Raw genomic sequence first — 22,408 nt, 5'->3', positions numbered from 1 at the left:
CCCTGTCTTGCGCCCAGGCGCTGCGCTGACCGGTGGTCGGTCCGGGCAGACCCGCAGTGCCACAGCGAGTTGACGCAAGAGCGGGCGCGACCCCGCCGGTAGCCTTCCGCGAACTCCATGAGGGTGCGGTGGCCGGGTTCCGGCCACCGGCCGCGTGGCCAGCCGGATCTGCCCATCTACCAAGGACATGCGCATGCACGACCCCGCCACGAACGACCGCACGCTGGTCGATGGCCTGGCCCGCCAGCTCGCCACCCGGCCGCAGGCCCTGGCCTACCGCTGCGGCGAGCGCCGTCTCACGTTCGCCGATGTGGAGCGCGAGACGAACCGGCTCGCCAATGCGCTGGCTGCCACCGGTGTGGGCCGCGGCAGCCGCGTGGCGGTGCTGACCAAGCAGCACATCGAATGCCTGCTGGTCACCCTGGCGGCCTGCAAGCTGGGCGCCGTCTGCATGCCCGTGAACTGGCGGCTGACGGGCGCCGAGGTGGCCTACATCGTCAACAACGGCGAGGCCAGCTTTCTGATGGCCGATGCCGAATTCCTGCCCACCGTGCAGGCGGCCGACCTGCCGCGCGTCACGACCCTGGTCTGCACCCAGGGCGCCAGTGCCGGGCTGCCCGGCCTGGCCGACTGGTACGCCGGCTTCGACGCGCAGTGCACGCCGGTGGCCCTGACGCCGCAGGACGCGGCGCTGCAGCTGTACTCCTCGGGCACCACGGGCCTGCCCAAGGGCGTGGTGCTGTCGCACGCGGGCCTGCTGTCGACCTCGCGCGTGGTGGCACGCGAGTGGAAGTTCGACGAGCGCCATGTGCTGGGCAACCCGCTGCCGGTGTTCCACGTGGCCGGCATGACCATGCTGCTGCTCACGCTCTACACCGGCGGGCAGACCGCGGCCTACCCGGACTTCGATCCCAAGGCCTACCTGGCGGCCTTCGCCGCGCACGGCATCACGCACACCTTCGTGGTGCCGGCCATGCTGCTGTTCATGCTGCAGGTGCCGGGTGCGAAGGAGATGCCCAAGCCGGCGCTGCAGCTGATCGCCTACGGCGGTTCGCCGATCAGCGAGACCGTGCTGCAGCAGGCCTTCGGCGTGTTCGCCTGCGACTTCCTGCAGGTCTACGGCCTGACCGAGGTCTCCGGGCCGGCCACCTTCCTGCGCCCGGCGGACCACCGCGCCGGCGATGCCGAACTGTTGCGCTCGGCCGGCCAGCCCATCGGCGGCGCGCGACTGCGCATCGTGGACCCGATCACGCAGCAGGACGTTGCCGAGGGCGAGGTCGGCGAAGTCTGGATCGAGTCCGACCGCAACCTGCTGGAGTACTGGCGCAACCCCGAGGCCACGGCCGCCGCCTACCCCGAAGGCCGCAACGCCAACGGCGGCTGGTTCCGCTCGGGCGACGGCGGCTACCTGAAGCAGGGCTACCTCTACATCCACGACCGCATCAAGGACATGATCGTCTCGGGCGGCGAGAACATCTACCCGGCCGAGGTCGAGAACGTGCTCATGCGGCACCCGGCCGTGGCCGACGGCGCCGTGATCGGTGTGCCCGACGCGACCTGGGGCGAGGCCGTCAAGGCCTGCGTGGTGCTGCGTCCGGGCATGTCCGCGGATGCGGCCGCCATCATCGGCTTCATGCGCGAGCACCTCGCGCACTACAAGTGCCCCAAGAGCGTGGACATCGTCGACGCACTGCCGCGCAACCCGAGCGGAAAGATCTTGAAGCGCGTGCTGCGCGAGCCCTACTGGAAGGGCCAGCGCCGCGCCGTCGGTTGATCGCCAGAACACATTCCCAGGAGACACCCGCCATGCTGAAGAACCTCGTCTACGCCGCCACCGCGGCCCTGTCCTGCTGGGCCCTGCCACCTGCCGCGCTGGCCCAGGCCGGCAAGCCCATCAAGATCGCGCTGATCGCGAGCAAGACCGGCCCCTCGGAGCAGTACGCGCGCGACACCGAGCGCGGCGTGCGCCTGGCGCTGGACTACCTGACGCAAGGCTCGATGACGCTGCTGGACCGCAAGATCGAGCTCATCGTCAAGGACGATCAGATGAAGCCCGAGCAGTCCAAGGCGCTGCTGACCCAGGCCTTCGCCGACGACAAGGCCGACATCGCGATCGGCACGTCCTGGTCGGGCGGGGCGCTGGCCATGGCGCCCGTGGCCGAGGAGTACGGCAGGATCCTCATGCTGGAGCCGGCGATCGCCGATTCGCTGACCGGCTCGGCCTGGAACATGTACCTGTTCCGCGCCAGCCGCAACTCCTTCCAGGACGCGCTGGCCACGGCGGCCGCGCTGGGCGATGGCGACAACGTGGCCTTCCTCGCGCCCGACTACGTCTATGGCAAGGACGGCGTCAAGGCCTTCAAGGACGCGCTGGGCGCGACCAAGCGCAAGGTGAACCTCGCGCACGAGGAGTTCATCCCGCTCTCGACCACCGACTTCACGGCGCACATGCAGCGCATCTTCGACCGCATGAAGGACCTCAAGGGCAAGAAGTACCTGGTCGTCATCTGGGGCGCGCCCAACCCGATCCGCAAGATCTCCGAGCTGAATCCGAGTCGCCACGGCATCGAGTTCCTGTCCATCGGCGGCGCCAACCTGGACAACGCCAAGCCCTGGCGCGGCCTGGACGTGGGCGGCGGCACCTTCTACTACTACGACTTCCCGAAGAACCCCATGAACGACTGGCTCGTGGCCGAGCACAGGAAACGCTACAACGTGCCGCCGGACCTGTTCACGGCGGGCGGCTTCACGGCCGCGGCCGCCATCGTGGCCGGCATCAAGAAGGCCGGCAGCGTGGACACGCCCAAGCTCATCGCCGCGATGGAGGGCATGGAGTTCGACACGCCCAAGGGCAAGATGCAGTTCCGCAAGGAAGACCACCAGGCCATGCAGGTGCAGTACCAGTTCCGCATGAAGAAGGACGGGCAGGGCGAGTGGGATCTGTTCGAACTCGTGCGCGAGATCCCGGCGGCCGAGATGCCGGTGCCGGTCACCGTCAAGCGCTGAGCACCCATGGCAGGCACACCCGCGCTGGCCAGCCGCGGTCTGGGCATCCGCTTCGGCGGCCATGCCGCCGTCGACGACGTGAGCGCGGCCTTCGAGGCCGGCACGCTGACCGCCATCGTCGGCCCCAACGGCGCCGGCAAGACCACCTACTTCAACCTGCTGTCGGGCCAGCTGAAGGCCAGTGCGGGCGCGGTGCTCTACAAGGGCGAAGACATCACGCGGCTGTCGGCCGCGCAGCGCACGGCGCGCGGCATCGGCCGCGCATTCCAGCTCACCAACCTGTTCCCGCGCCTGTCGGTGGCCGAGAACGTGCGCCTGGCCGTGCAGAGCCGGCACCGCGCCGGCTTCAACATGTTGGCGCTGTGGCGCCAGCGCGCCGACCTCATCGAGCAGGCGCAGGCCTGCCTGGAGCAGGTCGGCCTGGCCGCGCGCCGCGACGACCTGGCCGCCAAGCTGCCGCACGGCGACAAGCGCAAGCTCGAGGTGGCGATGCTGATGGCGCTGGAGCCCGAGGTCGTGATGTTCGACGAGCCCACGGCCGGCATGGGCGTGGACGAGGTGCCCGTGATCCTGGAGCTGATCCGCCGCCTCAAGGCGCGCGGCGACAAGACCATCCTGCTCGTGGAACACAAGATGGATGTGATTCAGACGCTGGCCGACCGCATCGTGGTGCTGCACAACGGCCGCCTCGTGGCCGATGGCCGGCCGGCCGAGGTCATGGCCTCGTCCATCGTGCAGGAGGCCTACCTGGGCGTGCGCCGAAAGAGCAAGGAGCCGGCCCATGTCTGACGGCAGCCTGCTGCGCCTGGAAGGCGTGCACACCCACATCGGCGAGTACCACATCCTGCAGGGCGTGGACCTCGCCGTGCCGCGCGGCGCGCTCACGGTGCTGCTGGGCCGCAACGGCGCCGGCAAGAGCACCACGCTGCGCACCATCATGGGCCTGTGGCAGGCCAGCCGTGGCCGCACCACCTTCGCCGGCCGCGAGATCACCTCTGCCAGCACGCCCGAGATCGCGCGCGCGGGCATCGCCTTCGTGCCCGAGGACATGGGCATCTTCTCCGGCCTCACGGTGCAGGAGAACCTGCGCCTGGCCGCCATCGCGGGGCGCTTCGACAGCGCGCGGCTGGATTGGATCTTCGGCCTGTTCCCTGCGCTCAAGCGCTTCTGGCTGCGGCCCGGCGGCCTGCTCTCGGGTGGGCAGAAGCAGATGCTCGCGATCGCGCGCGCCATCGTCGAGCCGCGCCAGCTGCTGCTGATCGACGAGCCGACCAAGGGCCTGGCCCCGGCCATCGTCGACAACCTGGCCCAGGCCTTCGAGGACCTCAAGGCGCGCGACACCACCATCCTGCTCGTGGAGCAGAACTTCCACTTCGTGCGCGGGCTGGGCGAGCACGTGGCCGTGATGGACGATGGCCGCATCGTGCATACGGGCGCCATGGCCGCGCTGTCGGCCGACGAGGCCTTGCAGGCGCGCTTGCTGGGCCTGCATGCGGGAGCGGTCCACTGATGCGCGCCGCCGCCCCTTCTTCCGGAGAAGCCATGGCCGTTCTCGATCCACCTCGCGCTGCCGCCGCGCCCGAGCCCCTGCCGGGCCGCACGCGCGACTGGGCGCCGGCCGCCATGATCGTCGGTGTGATGGTCCTGGCGCTGCCGCTGGTCGGCAGCGTGCCGACCTGGATCACGCTGACCGTGGCCGCGCTGGCCATGGGCATGATGCTGTTCATCATGGCCAGCGGGCTCACGCTGGTGTTCGGCCTCATGGACGTCATGAACCTGGGCCACGCGGCCTTCGTGGCCGTGGGTGCCTACACGGCCACGCTGCTCGTGGCGCCGCTCCAGGGCCTGCTGGCCTCGCCGGCCATCGGCGCGAACCTGCTCGCCATCGTGGCCGTGATCGCGGCCGCCATGGCGGTGACGGCCGCGCTGGGCTGGGTCTACGAGCGCTTGTTCGTCAAGCCGGTCTATGGCGACCATCTGAAGCAGATCCTCGTGACCATCGGCGCCATGATCATCATCGAACAGCTCGTTCTGGTGCTGTTCGGCGTGAACCAGATGCTGCTGCCGCTGCCCGAGGCCGTGCGCGGCTCCATCGTCGTCGGCGACGTGGGGGTGGAGCGCTACCGGCTCGTGGCCGTGGGCGTGGGCGCGGTGGTCTTCGTGGGGCTCACGCTGCTGCTGGGCCGCACGCGCATCGGCCTTCTGATCCGCGCCGGCGTGGAGAACCGCGCCATGGTCGAGGCCCTGGGCTACCGCGTGCGCGGCATCTTCGTCGGCGTGTTCGTGGCCGGCTCGGCGCTGGCGGGCCTGGGCGGCGTGATGTGGGCCTTCTACCGCGAGCAGTTCACGGTGGCCATCGGCGCCGAGGTACTGGTGCAGATGCTGATCATTGTGGTGATCGGCGGCCTGGGCTCGGTCACGGGCTGCTTCGCCGGCGCCATGCTGATCGCGCTGGCCAGCAACTACGTGAGCTTCCTGCTGCCGGACCTGGCGCTGGTGTCCAGCATCCTCGTGATGACCGTGGTGCTGCTGTGGCGCCCGCAAGGCCTGTACCCCGTCAACCACCATTGAGCGCGCCATGCTGACCCATCTGCTCTCGGGCGACTTCCCGCGCAGCCGCGTGCTTTCGGGCGCGCTGCTGCTGATCCTGCTGTACCTGGCCACGGCGCCCTTCCTGTTCCCGGGTGCACGCGCGCTCAACGTGGCGGCCACGGTCTGCGTGTTCGTGGTGCTGGTCGCGTCCTTCGACTTGCTGCTGGGCTACTGCGGCGTGGTCTCGTTCGCCCACGCCATGTTCTACGGCATCGGCGCCTACGGCGTGGCCATCGCCATGCACAGGCTGGGGCCGACCTGGGGCGCGATGGCGCTGGGTGCGCTGGCCGGCATCGCGCTGGCCGTGCTGCTGTCCTTCCTGATCGCGCTGATCTCGCTGCGCGTGCGCGCGATCTTCTACACCATGATGACGCTGGCCTTTGGCGCTGCCTTCGGTGCGCTGGTGCTGCGCCTGTCCGATCTCACGGGCGGCGACGATGGCCGCAGCTTCCGCCTGCCCGAGGTGCTGATGCCGGCATTCCGGCCGTTCGAGGAGGATGTGTTCGGCGTCACGGTCAACGGCAAGGTCTTCGTCTACTACCTGGTGTTCGCGGTGGCGCTGGTGCTGTTCCTGTGCATGCTGCGCGTGGTCAATTCGCGCTTCGGCCGCGTGCTCGAGGCGATCCGCGAGAACGACTTTCGCGCCGAGGCCATCGGCTACCGCACGCTGCACTACCGCATCGCGGCCAACTGCCTGGCCGCCGCCATGGCGGCCTGTGCCGGCGTGCTGATGGCGCTGTGGCTGCGCTACGTGGGGCCGCAGACCACGGTAGGGTTCAACGTCATGCTCAACATCCTGCTCATGGCCGTGATCGGCGGCCTGGGCACGGTCTACGGCGCGGTCGTCGGCGTGACGGTCTACGTGGTGGCCGAGAACTACCTGCAAGGCCTGCTGGGCGGCGTAAGCGGCGGCCTCAAGGGCCTGCCGCTGCTGCCCGAGCTGTTCCACCCGGACCGCTGGATGCTGTGGCTGGGGCTGGTGTTCGTGCTCTCGGTGTACTTCTTCCCGAGCGGCGTGGTGGGCCGGCTGCGCAGCCTGCGCATGCGGTCCGTGTAGCCACTTCATGGCTTGCAGTACCAGTTGCGGCGGCGCCTCTCGTTGAGGGGAGGATCCGGCATCGGTGGACGCCAGCGTACCGTGGCTCGGCTCGTCGCCTGCGAAGAACGGCAACAAGGCCCGCACGAACGGCACCATGTCTTGCGGCCCGCGACTGGTGAGCCAGTTACCGTCCTGCACGACGGCTCGGTCCAGCCAGACCGCGCCCGCATGGACCATGTCGTCGCGCACGCCGGGCCACGACGTCATCGTTCGTCCGGAGGCCAGCCCGGCGGACGCCAACAGCCACGGCCCGTGGCAGAGCGTGGCGATGGGCTTGCCGGAGGCATCGAAGTCCTTGACGAACTGGCGTGCGGTCGCGGATTGGCGCAACAGGTCCGGATTGATGAAGCCGCCCGGGATCAGCAAGGCGTCATAGTCGGCAGGCAAGACTTCATCCAGGGTGTGGTCCACCTTCACACGGCTTGCGGGCTCGTGAAGGTTCACACCCCGGATGCGCCCCGCACGCAGCGAGACCACGTCCACCTGCGCTCCGGCTGCACGCAGGGCCGCGACCGGCACCGTCAACTCGACCTTCTCGAAACCGTCCGCGGCCAACACCGCGATCCTGCGTGCCTGCAGTTGGTGACTGAGTTCCATGGGACCTCCGCGCTCAGGGTTCGAAGACCGCTCGCACGAGCCCGTCTTCCTTGTTCTTGAACATCCCGTACGCGCGCGCGGCCCGTGTTGCAACGAGAAGCGGTGCGTCGCCAGCAAGGGCGGGGTCGCCTCCGATGCGGAGCGCCCGCTCCATGTCAACCGTTGGGCACCAGCGTCACCTTGGTCCAGCCTTCCTCGCGTGCATCGAAGTTCTTGTAGGCCTGCGGCGCCTGGTCCAGCGGCAGTTCGTGCGACACGATCCACGAGGGCTTGACCTTGTCCTGCTCGATGAGGCGGCTCAGAAAGCGGTTGTAGCCTTTCACCGGGCACTGCCCCGTGCCGAGCTTCTGGCCCTTGAACCAGAACATGCCGAAGTCGAAAGCCATCTGGCCCCGGCGCTGCAGCTTGTCCTTGCCATTCGGATCCTGCGGCACGAACACCCCCACGCAGCCGATGTGGCCGGTGAACTTGACCGCGTTCACGAGGTTGTTCATGGTGAGGTTCGGCACTTCCTCCTGGTGCATGTTGCAGCACTGGTAGCCCACGCATTCGCAGCCACAATCCGCGCCGCGCCCGCCGGTCAGCTCCATCACCCGCTCGATGCCGCCGCCCTCGCTGTCGTCGATCGCGACCGCCCCGATCTTCTCGGCCAGCGCCAGCCGGTCCTTGTGGGTGTCGACCACCATCACCAGGCTCGCGCCCTTGATGGTGGCCGACAGGGCTGCCATCAGCCCCACCGGCCCTGCGCCGTAGATCACCACCGACTCGCCCGGGCGCAGTTGTGCCATCTCGGTGGCGTGGTAGCCCGTGGGGAAGATGTCGGAGAGCATCACGTAGTCGTTCTGCTTCTCGGCTGCGTCGCGCGGCAGGATCAGGCAGTTGTAGTCGGCGTAGGGCACGCGCAGGAATTCCGCCTGGCCGCCGTGGTAGGGGCCCATGTCGGCAAAGCCATAGGCAGCACCGGCCAGGCCGGGATTCGTGGTCAGGCAATAGTTGCTCAGCCCGCGCTCGCAGTTCTCGCAGAAGCCGCAGCCGATGTTGAAGGGCAGGGACACCATGTCGCCGACCTTGACGCGGTCGACGGCGGCACCGACCTCGATCACCTCGCCGACATTCTCGTGGCCGAGGATGCGGCCGGGTTTCATGTCGGTCCGGCCTTCGTACATGTGCAGATCGGAACCGCAGATGTTGGTGCGCGTGATCCGCACCAGGGCGTCCGTCGCGCGCTCGATGCGTGCATCGGGCATGTCCATCACCTGGACATCGCGGGGCCCGTTGTAGACCAGGGCTTTCATGCCGCCACCTCCTTCTTTCCCGCCGGCGCAGGCGCCGGCTTGCCGCTCTGCAGCGCCTTCTTGCGCGCGTAGAGCGCGGGCACCATGCCGCGCAGGTCGACCGGGGCATAGCGCGCCTTGAGGAACATCTTCTCGCGTTCGTCCATCACGTGGTCCATGATGGCCTGGCCCAATTCGATCACCGTGCTGTCATAGGCCGCGTCCGTGGGCACCATGCCGCGGATGCGGGCGATCGCCTCCTTGGCTTCGGCATGCTCGCTCAGCGCCTCGTTCATCAGCGCGTCGTCGTCGATCGCCTCCTGCACACGCGGGTAGAAGATCTCTTCCTCGATCTGCGTGTGCACGCTGAGGTCCTGGCAGATCTTCAAGGCCAGTTGCTGGCGCGCTTCGGGCGGCGCGCCGTCCTCGCACAGGCCTTGGTAGTCGATGAACTGCTTCTGCGCCAGTTTGTGGTCCGCATCGAGCAGGTCGACGGCATCTTGGTACGCAAGTGTTGAACTCATGGGAACTCCTGTGGGGCGATCCCTGAAGTGTGGGAAGCGATTTGGGCGGCGACGTAGGATGGGGGCTTGACCGCTGTACGCCAGGCAACGACACGCAGAAACAGCGCGTGGACCTGCCGCTGGAGGGGGCCCTGAGGAGCGGTGTACGCCGCCGGGTTCTCAGGCGGAGGTTCGCCCTGCGCTGCCCGCCAGCGTTGTCTGGACGCCATCGGACCGATGTGGCCCAGCGCCGCAGGCAGGTGGTTGTCGAAGGCGGTCCAGCCCATGACCGCTGTCCTGTCTGCTGGCGCGTGGCAAATCGCCGCCGTGCACGCAGGCCGTCTTCAGTCGTCCCCGCAGGCCTTCAGCAGGGACGTTGCTGAACCTGCACAACGTTCACCGACGCTGCCCTTCGGCCTTTCCGGCGCGCCCGGGGCGCTTCACCGCACGCACCTTGCCGCTGGAGCCGCCGCCGCAGTAGAACAGGCCGGCGCCGTCCCATTCGAGGCCGCTCACGTGCAGGCCGGTGGGCATGCGCAGGCGTTCGCGCACGGCGCCGCTGGCCGGGTCGATGCGGCGCAGTTCGCTCTCGTCGTGCTCCCAGGTGCCGTGCCAGAGTTCGCCGTCGACCCAGGTCACGCCGGTCACGAAGCGGTCGGATGCGATGCTGCGCAGCACCGCGCCCGTGGCCGGGTCGATCTGGCGGATGGCGCGGTCGCTGTACTGGCCCACCCACAGGTGGCCCTCGGCCCAGGTCAGGCCGGAATCCTTGCCTGCGCCCGGCGCGGGGATGGAGTGCAGCACTTCGCCCGTGGCCGGGTCGAGCTTGTCGATGCGCGCCCCGGCGATCTGCCAGAGGTGCTTGCCGTCCCAGGCCGTGCCGGCATCGCAGGCGCGGTCCAGCTGGCGCGTGGGCTCGCCGCTGGTGGGGTCGAATGCGAACAGCGCACCATCGGTCGCGGCCCAGACCTGGCGTCCGTCGTGCGAGACGCCATGCACGCGCGGGGCGGCGGGGAAGGGGCCGTACTCGCGCACGACTTCGGCAGTGTGGATGGGGGCTTGGGTGGCGGTGGACATGGGGCTTCTCCTGTACTGGCACCGGAAGGGCGCCGGGTGAAGCCATTGTTAGCCCGGGGGCAGCGCAGTGGGGAGTAACAAGACCGTCGTGAATCCGGCCAGCGGCGGCGCGAGCCAGCGCCGCGCGCGGGCCTGGCCGACCGCGCGCACGCGGCCCTGTTCGGCGAGTTCCACGAGCGCGCGCTGCACGGTGCGCTGGCTCGCGTCCAGCGCCAGCGCCAGCGCCGAGGTGGACCAGGCCGCGCCATCGGACAGCAGCGCGAGCAGGGCCGCCTGTTCGCCGGCGATCGGCGGTGCGAGCACGGCGACTTCGGGTGCTGCAAGGGGCCGCAGCGCATAGCCTGTGGCCGTGGCCTCGATCTGCGCATGGCCCTGCAGCAGCGCGCGCAGCCGGCCCAGCTCCACGCGCAGCCGGGCCCGGTGGGTCTCGTCGGGTTGCCGCATGCGGAAGGCCGCGGCGATCAGCCCCGCGCGGTCGGCCGCGCCGGGCCAGGCCTCGGCCAATGCCAGCGCGAGCGTGAACAGCACGGGCCGGCGCGCCAGGGCGATCCAGTGCGCGCCGCACTGCAGGCCGCGGCGGCAGCCGTCGACCACGAGCGCGCCCGAGGCCAGCAGGGCGGCCACGGCGTCGAGTACCAGCGGCTCGGCACGGCCCTGGTCCGCGCGCCGGGCGGCCGGCTGTTCCAGCGCGCCCTGGGCTGCCCGCACCTCGGCCTGCAGCGCCGGGACGCCGGCCAGCGCTGCGGCCACTGCGGCGCGTGCCAGCGCGCTGCGTGCGGCCGCGGTGCGCAGCGCGCGCAGGTCGAGCTCGGCCGCGCAGAGTTCGGCCACGGCGCGCAGCCGCGCCGGCGAGGCCGGCACCGGCCGCAGCGGCGCGAGCGCCCGTTCCGCGTCGTCAAGCCGGCCCAGCAGCAGTGCGCGCCGCGCCGCCACGAGCCGGGCCAGCCATGCGTTGACCAGGTCGCCCTGTGCCTGGAGCGTGGCCAGCGCGGCCAGCAGCGGGCGCGTGGAGCCGCCCAGATCGCGCATGGCCAGCGCGATCTCGGCCTCGGCCACCACGCAGCGCGCCCGCGCGACCGTGGCCCGCGGGCCGAAGCCGCGCGCGGCCCGGCGCAGCAGTTCGCGGGCGCGGCCATGCTCGCCGAGCTGGGCCATGGCGATGCCGCGCAGCGCCAGTGCCGTGGGGTCCTCGTGCAGTGCGACCAGGCGCAGCGCCCCGAGCGCGTCGCCGATGGCGAGCGCCCGCGCGGCGGCGGTGAAGAGGGCTTGCATGCGCGCATTGTGGGCGCGCTGCGCTGGCGTTAAATCGACAACCGCGCCATGCGCGGCAGCGTGCGCTCGCCGGACTTCTGCAGATGCCTGCGCATGCGCTTCTCGGCCAGGGCGGCGTCGCCGGCCAGGATGGCCTCGGTGATGCCGCGGTACTCGGCCACCATGGCGCGCAGGTCGGCGGCCGTGAGCGCATGGTAGAACTGGGCGCGGAACAGGTGGGCGCGCGATTGCGGCAGCACGCGGTCCAGTTCCTGGTTGCCGGCGATGTCGAACATCACCTTGTAGTAGTTGGCGCGCGCATCGAGCACGCGGTCCAGCGCCTCGGGCGTGTCGGCCGTGACGAGCTGGTGCGCCGCCGCGGCGAAGCGGCGCGCGTTGTCGCCGGCGCCGATGCGGGACGCGGCCAGCCGCGCCGCCAGGCCCGACAGCACCTCCAGCACACCGAGCAGGTCGGCCGCGTCCTCGCGCGTGAGCGAGCGGATCACCGCGCCGCGGTGCGGCGTGAGCGCGACCACGCCGCTGGCGGCCAGGATGCGCAGGGCCTCGCGCACCGTGCTGCGGCTGACCTGCAATTCACGCGTGAGGTCGGCCTCCACCAGGCGCTGGCCCACGGCGAAGCGGCGCATCAGGATGCCCTTGCTGATCGCATCGGCCACGCGGTCGGGCGTGCTGCGCGGGTGGCGTTCGGCTGCTGCGCCCGGGCGCGGGGCCGCGCGTGCTTCGGCAGGGGATGGATTGGTCTTCACGGGCTTGGATTGTCCGGCAATATCGGCGGACAGGCCATGCCCGTCGGCAGGCCCGATGCCGGCGCCGGACGGCCTCTCAACGCGCCGATGACGCCGCGCCGTCGATGGCCTGGACCAGTTCCAGCTGGGCGCGCACGACGCCGCGCTGCAACATGCCCAGCTCGCGCGCGGCGGCCGTCGACACGTCGCCGATGCGGTCGGCGCTCCAGGCGCCGCGGTCGTTCACGCGCACCACCACGCTGCGCCGGTTGAGCAGGTTGGTCACGCGCACCAGCGTGCCGAAGGGCAGGGTGTCGTGCGCCATGGTCATCTTCTCGGGATCGAAGCGTTCGCCGCTGGCCGTCGGGCGGCCGGCGAGCCGGCGCGCGTAGTAGGTCAGGCGCCCCTCGAGGGCGTGGACGGTCTCGGCCACCAGGCCCTCGGACCCAGCCGGCTGTGCCCGGGCCGGCGCGGCGCAGGCCAGCAGCAGCGCGGCGCAGCAGCCGCCCAGGCGGGCGAAGCGGACGATGGGCAGGGACTTCATGGGGCCCGCATTGTCGCGCAGCCCGCAGCGCCTGGGCACAAGCCCCCGGCCAGGATGCGGCATAGGCGCGTGCAGCGGCTCGGCCGTCCGCCCGCCACCACGCCGGACAAACCCTGATGATTGTCTGACAATCTGGCCCTACCATCGCGAGCCAGCGCAGGTCACCGCCCGCCTGTTCAACATGCGGCACACCGGCCGCCCCGAAAGGACGATGTGTACGAGTTCTCGCCCAGGGTCCAGGATCTGCAGCAGCGCCTCGCCGCCTTCATGGAAGCGCACATCTACCCCAACGAGCAGCGCTACTACCGCGAGGCCGAGGCGCTCGGCCCGTGGAAGGTCGCACCCGTGCTCGAGGAACTCAAACCGCTGGCGCGCGCGGCCGGACTGTGGAACCTGTTCCTGCCGGCCTCCGAGCACGGTGCGGGCCTCACGAACTTCGAGTACGCGCCGCTGTGCGAGATCATGGGCCGCTCGCACCTGGCGCCCGAGGTCTTCAACTGCTCGGCGCCCGACACCGGCAACATGGAGGTGCTGGCGCGCTACGCGACGCCCGAGCACCAGGAGCGCTGGCTCAAGCCGCTCCTGGCCGGCGAGATCCGCTCGTGCTTCGCGATGACCGAGCCGGCCGTGGCTTCGAGCGACGCGACCAACATCGAGAGCTCCATCGTGCGCGACGGCGAGCACTACGTCGTCAACGGCCACAAGTGGTACACGACCAACGCGACCGACCCGCGCTGCAGGATCTGCATCTTCATGGGCAAGTCCGACCCCGACAACGCCGACCGCCACCGGCAGCAGTCCATGGTGCTCGTGCCCATGGACACACCGGGCGTCCAGGTGCGGCGCGCGATCCCGGTGTTCGGCTTCTACGGCGTGCCGGATCGCGCCTCCGAGGTCGTGTTCGAGAACGTGCGCGTGCCGGTGTCGCACATGCTGCTGGGCGAGGGCCGCGGCTTCGAGATCGCGCAGGGCCGGCTGGGGCCGGGCCGCATCCACCACTGCATGCGGCTGATCGGCCTCGCGGAGCGCATGCTCGCGCGCATGTGCCAGCGCAGCCTCACGCGCACGGCCTTCGGCAAGACGCTGGCCCAGCAGGGCGTGACGCTGGAGCGCATCGCGCAGTCGCGCATCCTGATCGACCAGGCACGGCTGCTCACGCTGAACGCCGCGCACCGCATGGACACCGTGGGCAACAAGGCGGCCAAGGCCGAGATCGCGATGATCAAGGTGGCGGCGCCACAGATGGCCTGCCAGGTCATCGACTGGGTGATCCAGGCGCATGGCGGCGGCGGCACCAACAACGACCTGGGCATCGCCGCGGCCTACGCCACGGCCCGGCTGCTGCGCCTGGCCGACGGCCCGGACGAAGTGCATTGCGCCCAGATCGGCAAGCTCGAACTGGCAAAGTACCGCTGAGGCGCACGCCACGCCCACCAGCAACAGGAGACAACGGCATGCAGATCGATTTCCACGGCACCGGGCAGCCGCCCGGCCGCCGCCCGCCCGACGCCGACTGGCAGCGCATGATGTGGATCAACGCCGACCGCGTGCTCTACCTCGGCTTGCTCGGCGAGCCCACGGTGCGCTGCTTCGGCGGCTTCTCGGTCTACCTGTCGCTGCGCGGCACGCACCGCATCTGCGTGGACGGCGGCGACTGGCAGGACAGCGCGGTCTCGGTGGTGCCACCCTACGTGCGCCACCGCATCGTCTCGGGCGAACGCATGATCTGCAACCTGCTGGTCGAGGCCGAGACGGTGGACGTGGCGGCACTGCCGCCGCACCTGCGCACGGGCCGCGGCGCCGTGGACGCACCGGCCGCGCTGCAGCGCATGCGCGAGGCGCTGGACGCCCTGCGCCGTGCCGACAACCGGCGCTATGCCAGCACGGCGGCGTTCGACGAAGCCTTCTTCGGCGCGCCGCTGCGCACGCGGGCGCTGGATGCGCGCGTGCAGGCCGTGCTGGACCGCATCAAGTCCGACCCCAACGGCCACGTCTCGGCGCAGCAGTGCGCCGCCGCCGCGCACCTGTCGGTCTCGCGTTTTCTGCACCTGTTCAAGGCCGAGACCGGCTCGCCGTTCCGCAGCTTTCGCACCTGGCAGCGCGCACGCAGCCTGCTGTACTACGTGACGCAGAGCAGCAACCTGACCGACATCGCGCTGGACGCGGGCTACCCCGATTCCACCCACTTCAGCCACTCGATCCGCCAGGTCTACGGGCTCACGCCCAAGTCCATCTTCGCGGGCAGCCGCAAGCTGGCGCTGTACGCCAGCGGCGCCGGTGTGCCGCGCCCGAGCTACCACTAGCATGCAGATCGATCTCGACTACACCGGCCGCCATGTCGTCGTGTTCGGCGGCACCACGGGCATCAACTTCGGCATCGCCCAGGCCTTCGCGCGCCAGCGCGCGCGGGTGACCGTGGCCAGCCGCAAGCAGGACAACGTGGACGCGGCCGTGGCCAGCCTGCGCGAGGCGGGCGGAGAGGTGCTGGGCGTGGTGGCCGACGTGCGCGACTTCGCGGCCGTGGGCGCGGCCTTCGCGCAGTCGGTCGAGCGATTCGGCCCCATCGACGTGCTGGTCTCGGGCGCGGCCGGCAACTTCCTGTGCGCGGCGCAGGACATGTCGTCCAACGGCTTCAAGGTGGTGGTGGACATCGACCTGGTCGGCAGCTTCCACGTGCTGCGCCAGGCCCATGCGCACCTGCGCAAGCCGGGTGCGGCCGTGGTCCAGATCAGCGCGCCGCAGTCCTTCGTGCCGATGCGCTTCCAGGCCCACGCCAGCGCCGCCAAGGCCGGCGTGGACCAGCTCACGCGCGCGCTGGCGCTGGAGTGGGGCGGCGAGGGCATCCGCGTGAACTCGATCTCGCCCGGGCCCATCGACGGCACCGAAGGCTTTCGCAAGCTCATGGCGCCGAGCGCCGAGGATCGCGCCTTCGCGCAACAGCAGGTGCCGCTGCAGCGCTTCGGCAGCCTGGACGACATCGCCAACCTGGCGCTGTTCCTGGGCTCGCCGTATGCGGCCTACATCTCGGGCGCGCTGATTCCCTGCGATGGCGGCGGGGCCTTCGAGAGCGTCAAGCCCGCGCTGGAGGCAGCGGGGCGGCGCGCCGCAGGCTGAAGCCTGGCGCCGGGCTCCCGCGATTGCGGGATGGTTGCGCGCGCACCGTGTCCCGATACTGCGCCCCGTCGTCCGTGCGGCGCATGGTGCGCCCGCACGAGAAGCTCGGAGGCTTGCGATGGTCAGAACATGCGTGCGTGCCGCTGCGGTGGCGTGGGCGGTGTGCGGGGGCTTGGTGCTCGCCGGTCCGTGGCAAACGGCGCAGGCCGAGCCGGTCGTGTTCCACAAAGCCACGGACAACGGGACGAACGACGCCTCGGGCCGCTTCACGGCCGCGCTGAATCCTGGCAGCGGTGCCAGCCAGGGCGTGCTGCAGCTGGTCACCGGCGCGGGGCCGGGTTCGCGCATCACCGGTCTGTACGTGCAGGACGGCACGGGCGTGGTTGCGCGCGACAGCGTCTCCGGCGGGGCGCTCGCGCGCTTGTCCGAGACCCAGCTCCACGAGGTGGTGTTGACCAGTCCCGGCGCCAACAAGCTGGCCGTGATCAAGGCGCTGTCGGACGCGCTGGCCATTTCGCTGGCCGAGGCCAAGACGCTGGTGGACAGCGCGCCCAGCGTGGTCCGCTCGGCCTCCACGCCGGCCGGCAACGCGCAGCTGAAGCAGGCGCTGGAGGACGCCGGTGCGCAGGTGGCGCTGAGCAGCCGCCAGAACCCCTCGGTCCCCGTGGGTGCGAACCTGGGCGTGGCCATGCTCGGCGCGGCGCCCACCGGCTACGACGTGGTGCTGACCGCCGCGGGCCCCAGCAAGCTCAACGTCATCAAGACGCTGCAGGACCTGACGAACCTCAGCCTGACGCAGGCCAAGCAGCTCGTGGACGATGCGCCTTCGGTGCTGCTGGCCAGTGCCGGGCCGGACCAGGCGGCGGCGATGCGGCAAGCCCTGGAGCAGGTCGGCGCCACGGTGGCGCTGGCACCTGTCGACGGCACGCCGGGGCAGGGCGCCATCGCGCTGCCGGCCGGCAGCGCCGGCATCGCGCCGGACTTCAGCTTCGCTTTCGCCTACGACGACCCCGATGCCGCGCCCACGCTGCAACTCACGCTGGGCCTGGACGGGCTGTTCGCCGATCTGCTGCAGGCCTGGCAGGACGGGCGCTTTCTGCTCGGCCTGCGCGTGACGGATGGCAGCGGCGCCTCCGATCTCTACCTGGCCGCCGACAACGGGCCGCCGGCCGAGGTGCCCGAGCCGTCCACGGCGGCCTTGCTCGGGCTGGCGCTGCTGGGCGTGTTGCGGGGTGCCCGCGCCGGGCGGGGCGGGCGGCCGATCCTGGTGGCTTGAGCGGCCGCTACGCGCGCTCGGCCAGGAACGCCGCCACGAGGGCATTGGCATGCCCGTGGCCCAGGCCGTGTTCGGTCTTGAGCCAGGCGACGTACTCCATGTGTTTGCGCGGCTCGGCGGCGCGCAGCAGCGCCATCCAGTGGTCGATGGGCTGGCCGTACTGGCGCTCGATGGACGGGAAGTAGGAGGCGGGGCCTTTCACTGTGCTCTGTGTCGCCATGGTGGGGTTCCTTGGGTTGTGGGTGGCTGGGGCGTGGCGCGCTGCATCCGCGCTTGGACAGGCATTGCTTCGCGCGCCTTTTCCCACGACGAACGGTGCAGCGCAGGATCGACATGCCACTCCAGAGATTCTCGACGGTTGCCTCGGAACGCCAGATGGAGTGCACGCGTCCCAGCCCGTTCACTGCCCGGCGCGTCGCGGCCTGCCGGCGCGCCTGGCGGGCGCGGCCGCGGCCTCGCCCAGCCATTCCGCCTCCCAGCGCCCGCTCGCGATCAGCATGCGGGCCGCATCCCCCAGCGCCTGCGCCACCACGTCCGCGGCCGCATCGAGCGGCCGGTCGGCCGCGGTCGCCAGGCTGTAGCTGCGCTGCAGTTCGGGCTGCACCACGCGCGCGATCAGCCACGGCGCGGCGCGGTGGCCGGCGTCGGGCAGGGCGCAGGCCGGCGTGAAGGTGAATCCGGCGCCGCTTGCGTAGAGCGAACGGATCACGCGCGCCGAATCGTGCTCGTGCGCGATGTTGAGCACCACGTCCTGGCCGGCCGCGGCATCCTCCACACGCTGGCGGATCGAGAAGCGGCGCGACTGCAGCACGAGCGGCTGGGCCGCGGCGTCGGCGAAGGCGATGCGCGGGTGGCCGCTGCGCGGCGCGGCGCGCTGCAGCAGCGGGGCCACGCGGCCATCGGCATCGTGGCCGCAGAAGTACATGGCCTCGCGCGCGAAGGGTCGGCAGCGCAGGCCGTCGACTTGGGCGGTGTCGACCAGGATGCCGATGTCGGCGCGCCGGTCCAGCATGGCCTTTCGCACCATCAGGCTCAGGTCGTCGAGCACGAACACGCGGATGCGCGGATGCGTGGCCTTGAGCCCGGCCAGCACCGGGCCCATGAGCAGCGAGGCCAGCAGGAAAGGCAGGGCCACCGTGACCGAGCCCTCGGGGCCCTGCGGCAGGCTGCGCACGCGCTCGCGCACGGCGGCCGCGTCCGACAGCAGCCGGCGCGCGTCCTGGTAGAGCTGCAGACCGGCCGGCGTGGGCGTCATGCCCGCGTGCGAGCGCTCGAACAGCTGGGCGCCGAGGTCGTCCTCGAGCTTGCGGATCTGGGCCGTCAGCGCGGGCTGGGCCACGTACAGCGTGCTGGCCGCGCGCGAAAGGCTGCCGGCCTCGAGCACGGCGATGAAGTAACGCAGGGTTCGCAGTTCCACGGGGCTGGACTGTAAGGCCGGGCGGCCGGCGCCCGTGCGGCTCACATCGGCGCCAGTCCCACGCGCTTCATCATGGCTTCCGTGAGGGCCATCTCGCGCGTGAAGCCGCGCACGTAGTCCTCGCCGTCCAGCATGTCCACGCTGCCGCCCTGGGCCTGCAGGGCTTCCACCACGCGTGGCTGCTGCAGCGCGGCGCGGAACGCGGCGCGGATGCGCTCGACCACGGCGTCCGGCGTGCCGGCCGGCACCGAGACGCCGCCCCAGGACACCAGCTCGACGCCGGGCACGCCGGCCTCGGCCAGCGTGGGCACCTGCGGCAGCATGGGGTTGCGGCGCGGCCCGGCCACGGCCAGCGCGCGCAGGTGGCCGGCCTTGATCTGCTGGTAGGGCACGGACAGGATGGGTGTGCCGAACACCACCTGCTTGCCCAGCACCGCGTTGACGAGCTCGGAGGCGCCCTTGTAGGGCACGTGCAGCGCCCGCGCATCGAGCGCGCTGAGCAGCAGCTCCATGCCCAGGTGCGAGGGCGTGCCCACGCCACCCGAGGCGTATTCGAGCTTGCCGGGTGCGGCGCGCAGCTTGGCGGCCAGTGCCTGCACGCTGTCGATGTCCGAGTCGGCGTGCACGATCAGCGCGATGTCCGAGCTCGTCAGCCGCATCACGTGGCGGAAGTCCTTGAGCGCGTCGAAGCCAGGCTGCTTGTACATGCGCATGTTGGCGGCCATGGGCGCGGCCGAGTAGACCCAGGTGTAGCCGTCGGCCGGCGACTTGGCCGCCAGCCGCGCGCCGATGTTGCCGGCCGCGCCGCCCTTGTTCTCGATCACCACGGGCTGGCCCAGCAGCGGGCCCACGGCCTCGGCCAGGATGCGGGCGGTGTTGTCCGGGCCGGTGCCGGCCAGGTAGGGCAGCAGCCACTTGACGGGGCGGCTGGGGTAGGGGTCGGCGGCGTGGGCGAAGGGCGCGAGGGCCGCGGCCAGGCCGGCGCCCAGCAGGGCGCGGCGTTGCAGGGTCGGTTGCATGGTGTCTCCTGGTGTTCTTCGAAAGGCGAGGCGCTCAGGTCGATTCGAGCAGCTCCTTGGCGATGGTGTTCTTCTGGATCTCGCTGGTGCCCGTCAGCACGCGGTACATGCGCAGCAGGCGGAACAGGAATTCCACGCGCCGGCCCTGCACGATGCCCTCGCCGCCGTGGATCTGCACGGCGCGGTCGGCCACGCGGAACGCGGTTTCCGAGCAGAACAGCTTGGCCATGGAGGTTTCGGCGCGCGCGGCGCCGCCGGCGTCCAGCGCCCGGGCTGTGCCCAGCATCAGCGCCCGCGCTGCGGCCAGTTCGGTCGCCATCTCGGCCAGCATGTGCTGGATGGCCTGGAACTGCGCGATGCTGCGGCCGAACTGGCGGCGTTGTTGCGCATAGTCGCGCGCGTCGCGCAGCGCCAGCTGCGCCAGGCCCAGCATGGCCGGACAGTGCAGCAGCCGGTTCACGCTGATGCGGCCCAGCGCCAGCGCCAGGCCACGGCCGGGCTCGCCGATGCGGTTGGCCAGCGGTACGCGGCAGTCCGTGAGCACGATGTCGCCCGTGCTGCTCTGGCCCGCCATGGTCTTGTAGCCCGATTCCACACGCACGCCTTCGCTGCGCAGGTCGACGAAGAAGGCCGTGACCTCGCGCTCGGCCGCGCCCTCGGCGGCAGTGGAGGCCAGCAGCACGGCCGCGTCGGCAAATGGCGAACCCGAGATGAAGCGCTTGCGGCCGTTCACGAGGTAGTGCTCGCCCTGCAGCACGGCGCGGGTCTGCACGGCGCCGGCGTCCGAGCCGGCCTCGGCTTCGGTCAGCGCGAAGCAGATCGCCATCTCGGCCTGGGCCACGGGCACGATGAACTGCTGCATCTGGTAGGGCGTGGCCTGGCGCGCCAGCGCACCCACGCGCGGCGGGCCGCTGAGTTCGCCGAACACGTGCGGCGCGAACGGCGACCCGCTCGCGTAGATGGCCTCCTTGATCAGCACATGGTCCAGCACCGGCAGGCCCAGGCCGCCCATGGCCTCGGGCAGCGTCATGCCGTAAAAGCCCAGCGCATGGGCGCGGCGCCAGACCTGCTGCAGCAGCGCGCGGTCGGCGCCGTGCTCGTGGTCGATGCCGTGGGCGCGGGCCAGTTCGGCCAGCTCGCCGTGCAGGAAATCCTGCACGCGCGCGATGATGTCGGCCGCGCGTGCGCTGCCTTCGAAGGGGCCGTCGAACAAGGGCTTGGGAATGGTCGTCATGCTCAGTTCACCTTGCGTGCGTGCTTGGCCCAGTAGGGGGCCTGGATCGCCTTGCGGGCCACCTTGCCGTTGCTGTTCTTCTCCAGCGCGGCGACGAACTCCAGGTGGCGCGGGCGCTTGAAGCCGGCCAGCCGCTCGGCGCAGAAGGCGTCCAGCGCGCGCGCATCGGCGGCCTGGCCGGGCTTGAGCACCACATGGGCGGCGACGGCTTCGCCCCACTTGTCGTCGGGCACGGCGAACACGCAGGCCTCGGCCACGGCCGCATGCTGGTACAGCACGGCCTCGACCTCGGAGGGGTAGACGTTGAAGCCGCCGCTGATGACCATGTCCTTCTTGCGGTCGACGATGTAGACGAAGCCCTCCTCGTCCAGCCGGGCGAGGTCGCCCGTGTGGTAGCGGCCGTCCTTGAGCACCTCGGCCGTGAGTTCGGGCGCGCGCCAGTAGCCGGCGAACACGTCCTCGCCGCCGACCACGATCTCGCCGATCTCGCCCAGCGCCACGGGTTGGCCGGCGTCGTCCAGGATCTGCACGTCGCATTCCAGCAGCGGCCGGCCGCAGGAGGCCAGCCGCTCGGGCCGGGCGGCGCGGGCGTGCAGATGGTCCTCCACCGTGAGGCCGCACACGCCCGAGGTGGTCTCGCCCGCGCCGTAGCCCTGCGAGAGCACGGGGCCGAACACGTCCATGGCCTGCAGGATGCGCGCCGGCGCCATGGGCGCGGCGCCGTAGCCCAGGCGCTGCAGGTCGGGCAGCGGTCGGTACTGGCCTTCCAACTCGGCCAGCAGCATGTTGATCATCGTCGGCACGAGGAAGGTGTGGGTCACGCGCTCGGCCCGCATGTCGGCCAGGAAACGGTCGGGCGCGAAGCCGCTGAACAGCCGGATGGTGGTGCCGCTGCACAGCGCCGGCACCAGCTGCATGCCCGAGGCGTGCGTGATGGGCCCGACCAGGCCGAGGATGTGGTCCGGCCGCGTGGTGTCCGGCCGCATCAGGAACTTGCGCAGCTGCGCGAGCCGGTTGCCGAAGGTCTGCATCGCGGCCTTGAGCACGCCCGAGGAGCCCGAGGTGTAGTGCAGCACGGCCAGCTCGTCCGCGTGCACGGCCACGGCCTCGAAGCGGTCGCTCGCGCGCGCCAGCACGGCCTCGTAGCTGCTGTCGTCGGGGCCGTCGAGCAGCAGCAGGCGCGGCATGGCGCCGCGCACGTGCGGGCGGAAGGACTCGGCCCGCGCGGCCGTGGTGATGACGAGGGCGGCCTCGCTGTTGTCCACGGTGGCGCCGACCTCGGCCGGCGACAGCCGCGCGTTGTAGGGTGCCTTGACCAGCGCCGCCTTGTAGCAGGCGAGTTCGGTCTCGACGATCTCGGCGCAGTTGGGCAGGTAGATGCCCACGCGGTCGCCGCGCGCCAGGCCCAGGCCCAGCAAGGCGTTGGCCAGGCGGTTGGCACGCGCGTCGAGTTCGGCGTAGGACAGGCTGCGTTCGGGCGTGACGATGGCGCGGCGCGCGCCATGGTGCCGGGCGCTGCGGGCGACGAGTGCGCCCACGTTGGTCACGGGGCGGAGGATGGGGGCGGTCAAGGGCTTGTCTCCTGGGTCTTGGCGCGTCGCGCCGCGGTGCAGGCACTGTCCCAGAACGCCGGCCATCACGGAAATACGGATTGCTGAT

Annotated in this window: 21 protein-coding genes and 1 pseudogene; 10 read left to right on the top strand and 12 right to left on the bottom strand. The window is 71.0% G+C overall.

What is annotated here, in order from left to right; all coding sequences use genetic code 11:
• The first annotated feature begins 193 nt into the window (after window positions 1-193).
• Genes IE209_RS15155 through IE209_RS15130 form a run of 6 tightly spaced genes read left to right on the top strand, consistent with a single transcriptional unit; the run spans window position 194 to window position 6,655 of the window.
• Window positions 194-1,774: a long-chain-fatty-acid--CoA ligase gene (locus IE209_RS15155; protein WP_189687796.1), complete on the top strand. Its 1,581-nt coding sequence runs from the start codon at window positions 194-196 to the stop codon at window positions 1,772-1,774.
• Between the two features lie 32 nt (window positions 1,775-1,806).
• Window positions 1,807-3,006 (top strand): substrate-binding domain-containing protein, encoded by a 1,200-nt coding sequence (locus IE209_RS15150; RefSeq protein ID WP_189687795.1) that lies wholly within the window; start codon window positions 1,807-1,809, stop codon window positions 3,004-3,006.
• Between the two features lie 6 nt (window positions 3,007-3,012).
• Window positions 3,013-3,795: an ABC transporter ATP-binding protein gene (locus tag IE209_RS15145; protein WP_189687794.1), complete on the top strand. Its 783-nt coding sequence runs from the start codon at window positions 3,013-3,015 to the stop codon at window positions 3,793-3,795.
• Window positions 3,788-4,516 carry an ABC transporter ATP-binding protein gene (locus IE209_RS15140; protein WP_189687793.1) on the top strand — a complete coding sequence of 243 codons (729 nt, stop codon included), beginning with the start codon at window positions 3,788-3,790 and terminating at the stop codon, window positions 4,514-4,516. The genes IE209_RS15145 and IE209_RS15140 overlap by 8 nt, the downstream gene beginning before the upstream one ends.
• Before the next feature lie 32 nt (window positions 4,517-4,548).
• Window positions 4,549-5,577 (top strand): branched-chain amino acid ABC transporter permease, encoded by a 1,029-nt coding sequence (locus IE209_RS15135; protein ID WP_189687792.1) that lies wholly within the window; start codon window positions 4,549-4,551, stop codon window positions 5,575-5,577.
• Window positions 5,578-5,584: 7 nt separating this feature from the next.
• A complete protein-coding gene (locus tag IE209_RS15130) occupies window positions 5,585-6,655 on the top strand; it encodes a branched-chain amino acid ABC transporter permease (RefSeq protein ID WP_189687791.1) in 1,071 nt (356 codons plus the stop codon).
• A gap of 171 nt (window positions 6,656-6,826) precedes the next feature.
• Here the strand turns inward: IE209_RS15130 and IE209_RS15125 are convergent.
• The 7 genes and pseudogenes from IE209_RS15125 to IE209_RS15095 form a co-directional block, all read right to left on the bottom strand.
• Window positions 6,827-7,294, bottom strand: a pseudogene (locus IE209_RS15125) (type 1 glutamine amidotransferase domain-containing protein); the annotation flags it as partial.
• A 155-nt stretch (window positions 7,295-7,449) separates the two neighbouring features.
• Entirely contained in the window at window positions 7,450-8,589 is a 1,140-nt protein-coding gene (locus tag IE209_RS15120) for a glutathione-independent formaldehyde dehydrogenase (RefSeq protein WP_189687790.1), read from the bottom strand.
• Window positions 8,586-9,092, bottom strand: a complete 507-nt coding sequence (locus IE209_RS15115) for a hemerythrin domain-containing protein (protein ID WP_189687789.1) — start codon at window positions 9,090-9,092, stop codon at window positions 8,586-8,588. Before IE209_RS15115 ends, IE209_RS15120 begins: the two co-directional genes overlap by 4 nt.
• A gap of 375 nt (window positions 9,093-9,467) precedes the next feature.
• Window positions 9,468-10,148, bottom strand: a complete 681-nt coding sequence (locus tag IE209_RS15110; protein WP_189687788.1) for a Vgb family protein — start codon at window positions 10,146-10,148, stop codon at window positions 9,468-9,470.
• Window positions 10,149-10,196: 48 nt separating this feature from the next.
• Window positions 10,197-11,420: a helix-turn-helix domain-containing protein gene (locus IE209_RS15105; RefSeq protein ID WP_189687787.1), complete on the bottom strand. Its 1,224-nt coding sequence runs from the start codon at window positions 11,418-11,420 to the stop codon at window positions 10,197-10,199.
• Between the two features lie 29 nt (window positions 11,421-11,449).
• A complete protein-coding gene (locus tag IE209_RS15100; RefSeq protein ID WP_189687786.1) occupies window positions 11,450-12,166 on the bottom strand; it encodes a GntR family transcriptional regulator in 717 nt (238 codons plus the stop codon).
• 76 nt (window positions 12,167-12,242) lie between these two features.
• Window positions 12,243-12,689 (bottom strand): septal ring lytic transglycosylase RlpA family protein, encoded by a 447-nt coding sequence (locus IE209_RS15095; protein WP_189687785.1) that lies wholly within the window; start codon window positions 12,687-12,689, stop codon window positions 12,243-12,245.
• A gap of 213 nt (window positions 12,690-12,902) precedes the next feature.
• On the opposite strand from IE209_RS15095, the gene IE209_RS15090 reads away from it, so the two are divergent.
• The 4 genes from IE209_RS15090 (at window position 12,903) to IE209_RS15075 (ending at window position 17,079) form a co-directional block, all read left to right on the top strand.
• The gene (locus IE209_RS15090; protein WP_189687784.1) at window positions 12,903-14,105 is read left to right on the top strand and encodes an acyl-CoA dehydrogenase family protein; all 1,203 of its coding nucleotides are present in this window, start codon (window positions 12,903-12,905) and stop codon (window positions 14,103-14,105) included.
• Between the two features lie 38 nt (window positions 14,106-14,143).
• Window positions 14,144-14,992: a helix-turn-helix domain-containing protein gene (locus IE209_RS15085; RefSeq protein WP_229882866.1), complete on the top strand. Its 849-nt coding sequence runs from the start codon at window positions 14,144-14,146 to the stop codon at window positions 14,990-14,992.
• 1 nt (window position 14,993) lies between these two features.
• Complete coding sequence (locus tag IE209_RS15080; RefSeq protein ID WP_189687783.1) at window positions 14,994-15,803, top strand: SDR family oxidoreductase; 810 nt, start codon at window positions 14,994-14,996, stop codon at window positions 15,801-15,803.
• Between the two features lie 217 nt (window positions 15,804-16,020).
• Window positions 16,021-17,079, top strand: coding sequence for a ribosomal protein L7/L12 (locus tag IE209_RS15075; protein ID WP_189687782.1), 1,059 nt, complete (start codon window positions 16,021-16,023; stop codon window positions 17,077-17,079).
• A 7-nt stretch (window positions 17,080-17,086) separates the two neighbouring features.
• On the opposite strand, the gene IE209_RS15070 is transcribed toward IE209_RS15075, so the two are convergent.
• The 5 genes from IE209_RS15070 to IE209_RS15050 all read right to left on the bottom strand — a co-directional run bounded on the left by IE209_RS15070 (window position 17,087) and on the right by IE209_RS15050 (window position 22,320).
• On the bottom strand, window positions 17,087-17,299 hold the full coding sequence (locus IE209_RS15070; RefSeq protein ID WP_189687781.1) for a DUF4287 domain-containing protein: 213 nt from the start codon (window positions 17,297-17,299) through the stop codon (window positions 17,087-17,089).
• A gap of 180 nt (window positions 17,300-17,479) precedes the next feature.
• On the bottom strand, window positions 17,480-18,496 hold the full coding sequence (locus IE209_RS15065; protein ID WP_189687780.1) for a LysR family transcriptional regulator: 1,017 nt from the start codon (window positions 18,494-18,496) through the stop codon (window positions 17,480-17,482).
• 41 nt (window positions 18,497-18,537) lie between these two features.
• The gene (locus IE209_RS15060) at window positions 18,538-19,515 is read right to left on the bottom strand and encodes a Bug family tripartite tricarboxylate transporter substrate binding protein (RefSeq protein WP_189687779.1); all 978 of its coding nucleotides are present in this window, start codon (window positions 19,513-19,515) and stop codon (window positions 18,538-18,540) included.
• Between the two features lie 34 nt (window positions 19,516-19,549).
• Window positions 19,550-20,749: an acyl-CoA dehydrogenase family protein gene (locus tag IE209_RS15055; RefSeq protein WP_189687778.1), complete on the bottom strand. Its 1,200-nt coding sequence runs from the start codon at window positions 20,747-20,749 to the stop codon at window positions 19,550-19,552.
• Between the two features lie 2 nt (window positions 20,750-20,751).
• A complete protein-coding gene (locus tag IE209_RS15050) occupies window positions 20,752-22,320 on the bottom strand; it encodes an AMP-binding protein (RefSeq protein WP_229882865.1) in 1,569 nt (522 codons plus the stop codon).
• Window positions 22,321-22,408 lie beyond the last annotated feature (88 nt).

The sequence above is a fragment of the Pseudorhodoferax aquiterrae genome, assembly GCF_014652235.1.
In the GTDB taxonomy this organism is placed as follows: domain Bacteria; phylum Pseudomonadota; class Gammaproteobacteria; order Burkholderiales; family Burkholderiaceae_C; genus Pseudorhodoferax; species Pseudorhodoferax aquiterrae.
This window is presented reverse-complemented; position numbering and strand designations above follow the sequence as displayed.

Coding starts and splice junctions, on each gene's coding strand:
- IE209_RS15155 (WP_189687796.1), top strand. CDS start 194: ATGCACGACCCCGCCACGAACGACCGCACGCTGGTCGATGGCCTGGCC.
- IE209_RS15150 (WP_189687795.1), top strand. CDS start 1,807: ATGCTGAAGAACCTCGTCTACGCCGCCACCGCGGCCCTGTCCTGCTGG.
- IE209_RS15145 (WP_189687794.1), top strand. CDS start 3,013: ATGGCAGGCACACCCGCGCTGGCCAGCCGCGGTCTGGGCATCCGCTTC.
- IE209_RS15140 (WP_189687793.1), top strand. CDS start 3,788: ATGTCTGACGGCAGCCTGCTGCGCCTGGAAGGCGTGCACACCCACATC.
- IE209_RS15135 (WP_189687792.1), top strand. CDS start 4,549: ATGGCCGTTCTCGATCCACCTCGCGCTGCCGCCGCGCCCGAGCCCCTG.
- IE209_RS15130 (WP_189687791.1), top strand. CDS start 5,585: ATGCTGACCCATCTGCTCTCGGGCGACTTCCCGCGCAGCCGCGTGCTT.
- IE209_RS15120 (WP_189687790.1), bottom strand. CDS start 8,589: ATGAAAGCCCTGGTCTACAACGGGCCCCGCGATGTCCAGGTGATGGAC.
- IE209_RS15115 (WP_189687789.1), bottom strand. CDS start 9,092: ATGAGTTCAACACTTGCGTACCAAGATGCCGTCGACCTGCTCGATGCG.
- IE209_RS15110 (WP_189687788.1), bottom strand. CDS start 10,148: ATGTCCACCGCCACCCAAGCCCCCATCCACACTGCCGAAGTCGTGCGC.
- IE209_RS15105 (WP_189687787.1), bottom strand. CDS start 11,420: ATGCAAGCCCTCTTCACCGCCGCCGCGCGGGCGCTCGCCATCGGCGAC.
- IE209_RS15095 (WP_189687785.1), bottom strand. CDS start 12,689: ATGAAGTCCCTGCCCATCGTCCGCTTCGCCCGCCTGGGCGGCTGCTGC.
- IE209_RS15085 (WP_229882866.1), top strand. CDS start 14,144: ATGCAGATCGATTTCCACGGCACCGGGCAGCCGCCCGGCCGCCGCCCG.
- IE209_RS15080 (WP_189687783.1), top strand. CDS start 14,994: ATGCAGATCGATCTCGACTACACCGGCCGCCATGTCGTCGTGTTCGGC.
- IE209_RS15070 (WP_189687781.1), bottom strand. CDS start 17,299: ATGGCGACACAGAGCACAGTGAAAGGCCCCGCCTCCTACTTCCCGTCC.
- IE209_RS15060 (WP_189687779.1), bottom strand. CDS start 19,515: ATGCAACCGACCCTGCAACGCCGCGCCCTGCTGGGCGCCGGCCTGGCC.
- IE209_RS15055 (WP_189687778.1), bottom strand. CDS start 20,749: ATGACGACCATTCCCAAGCCCTTGTTCGACGGCCCCTTCGAAGGCAGC.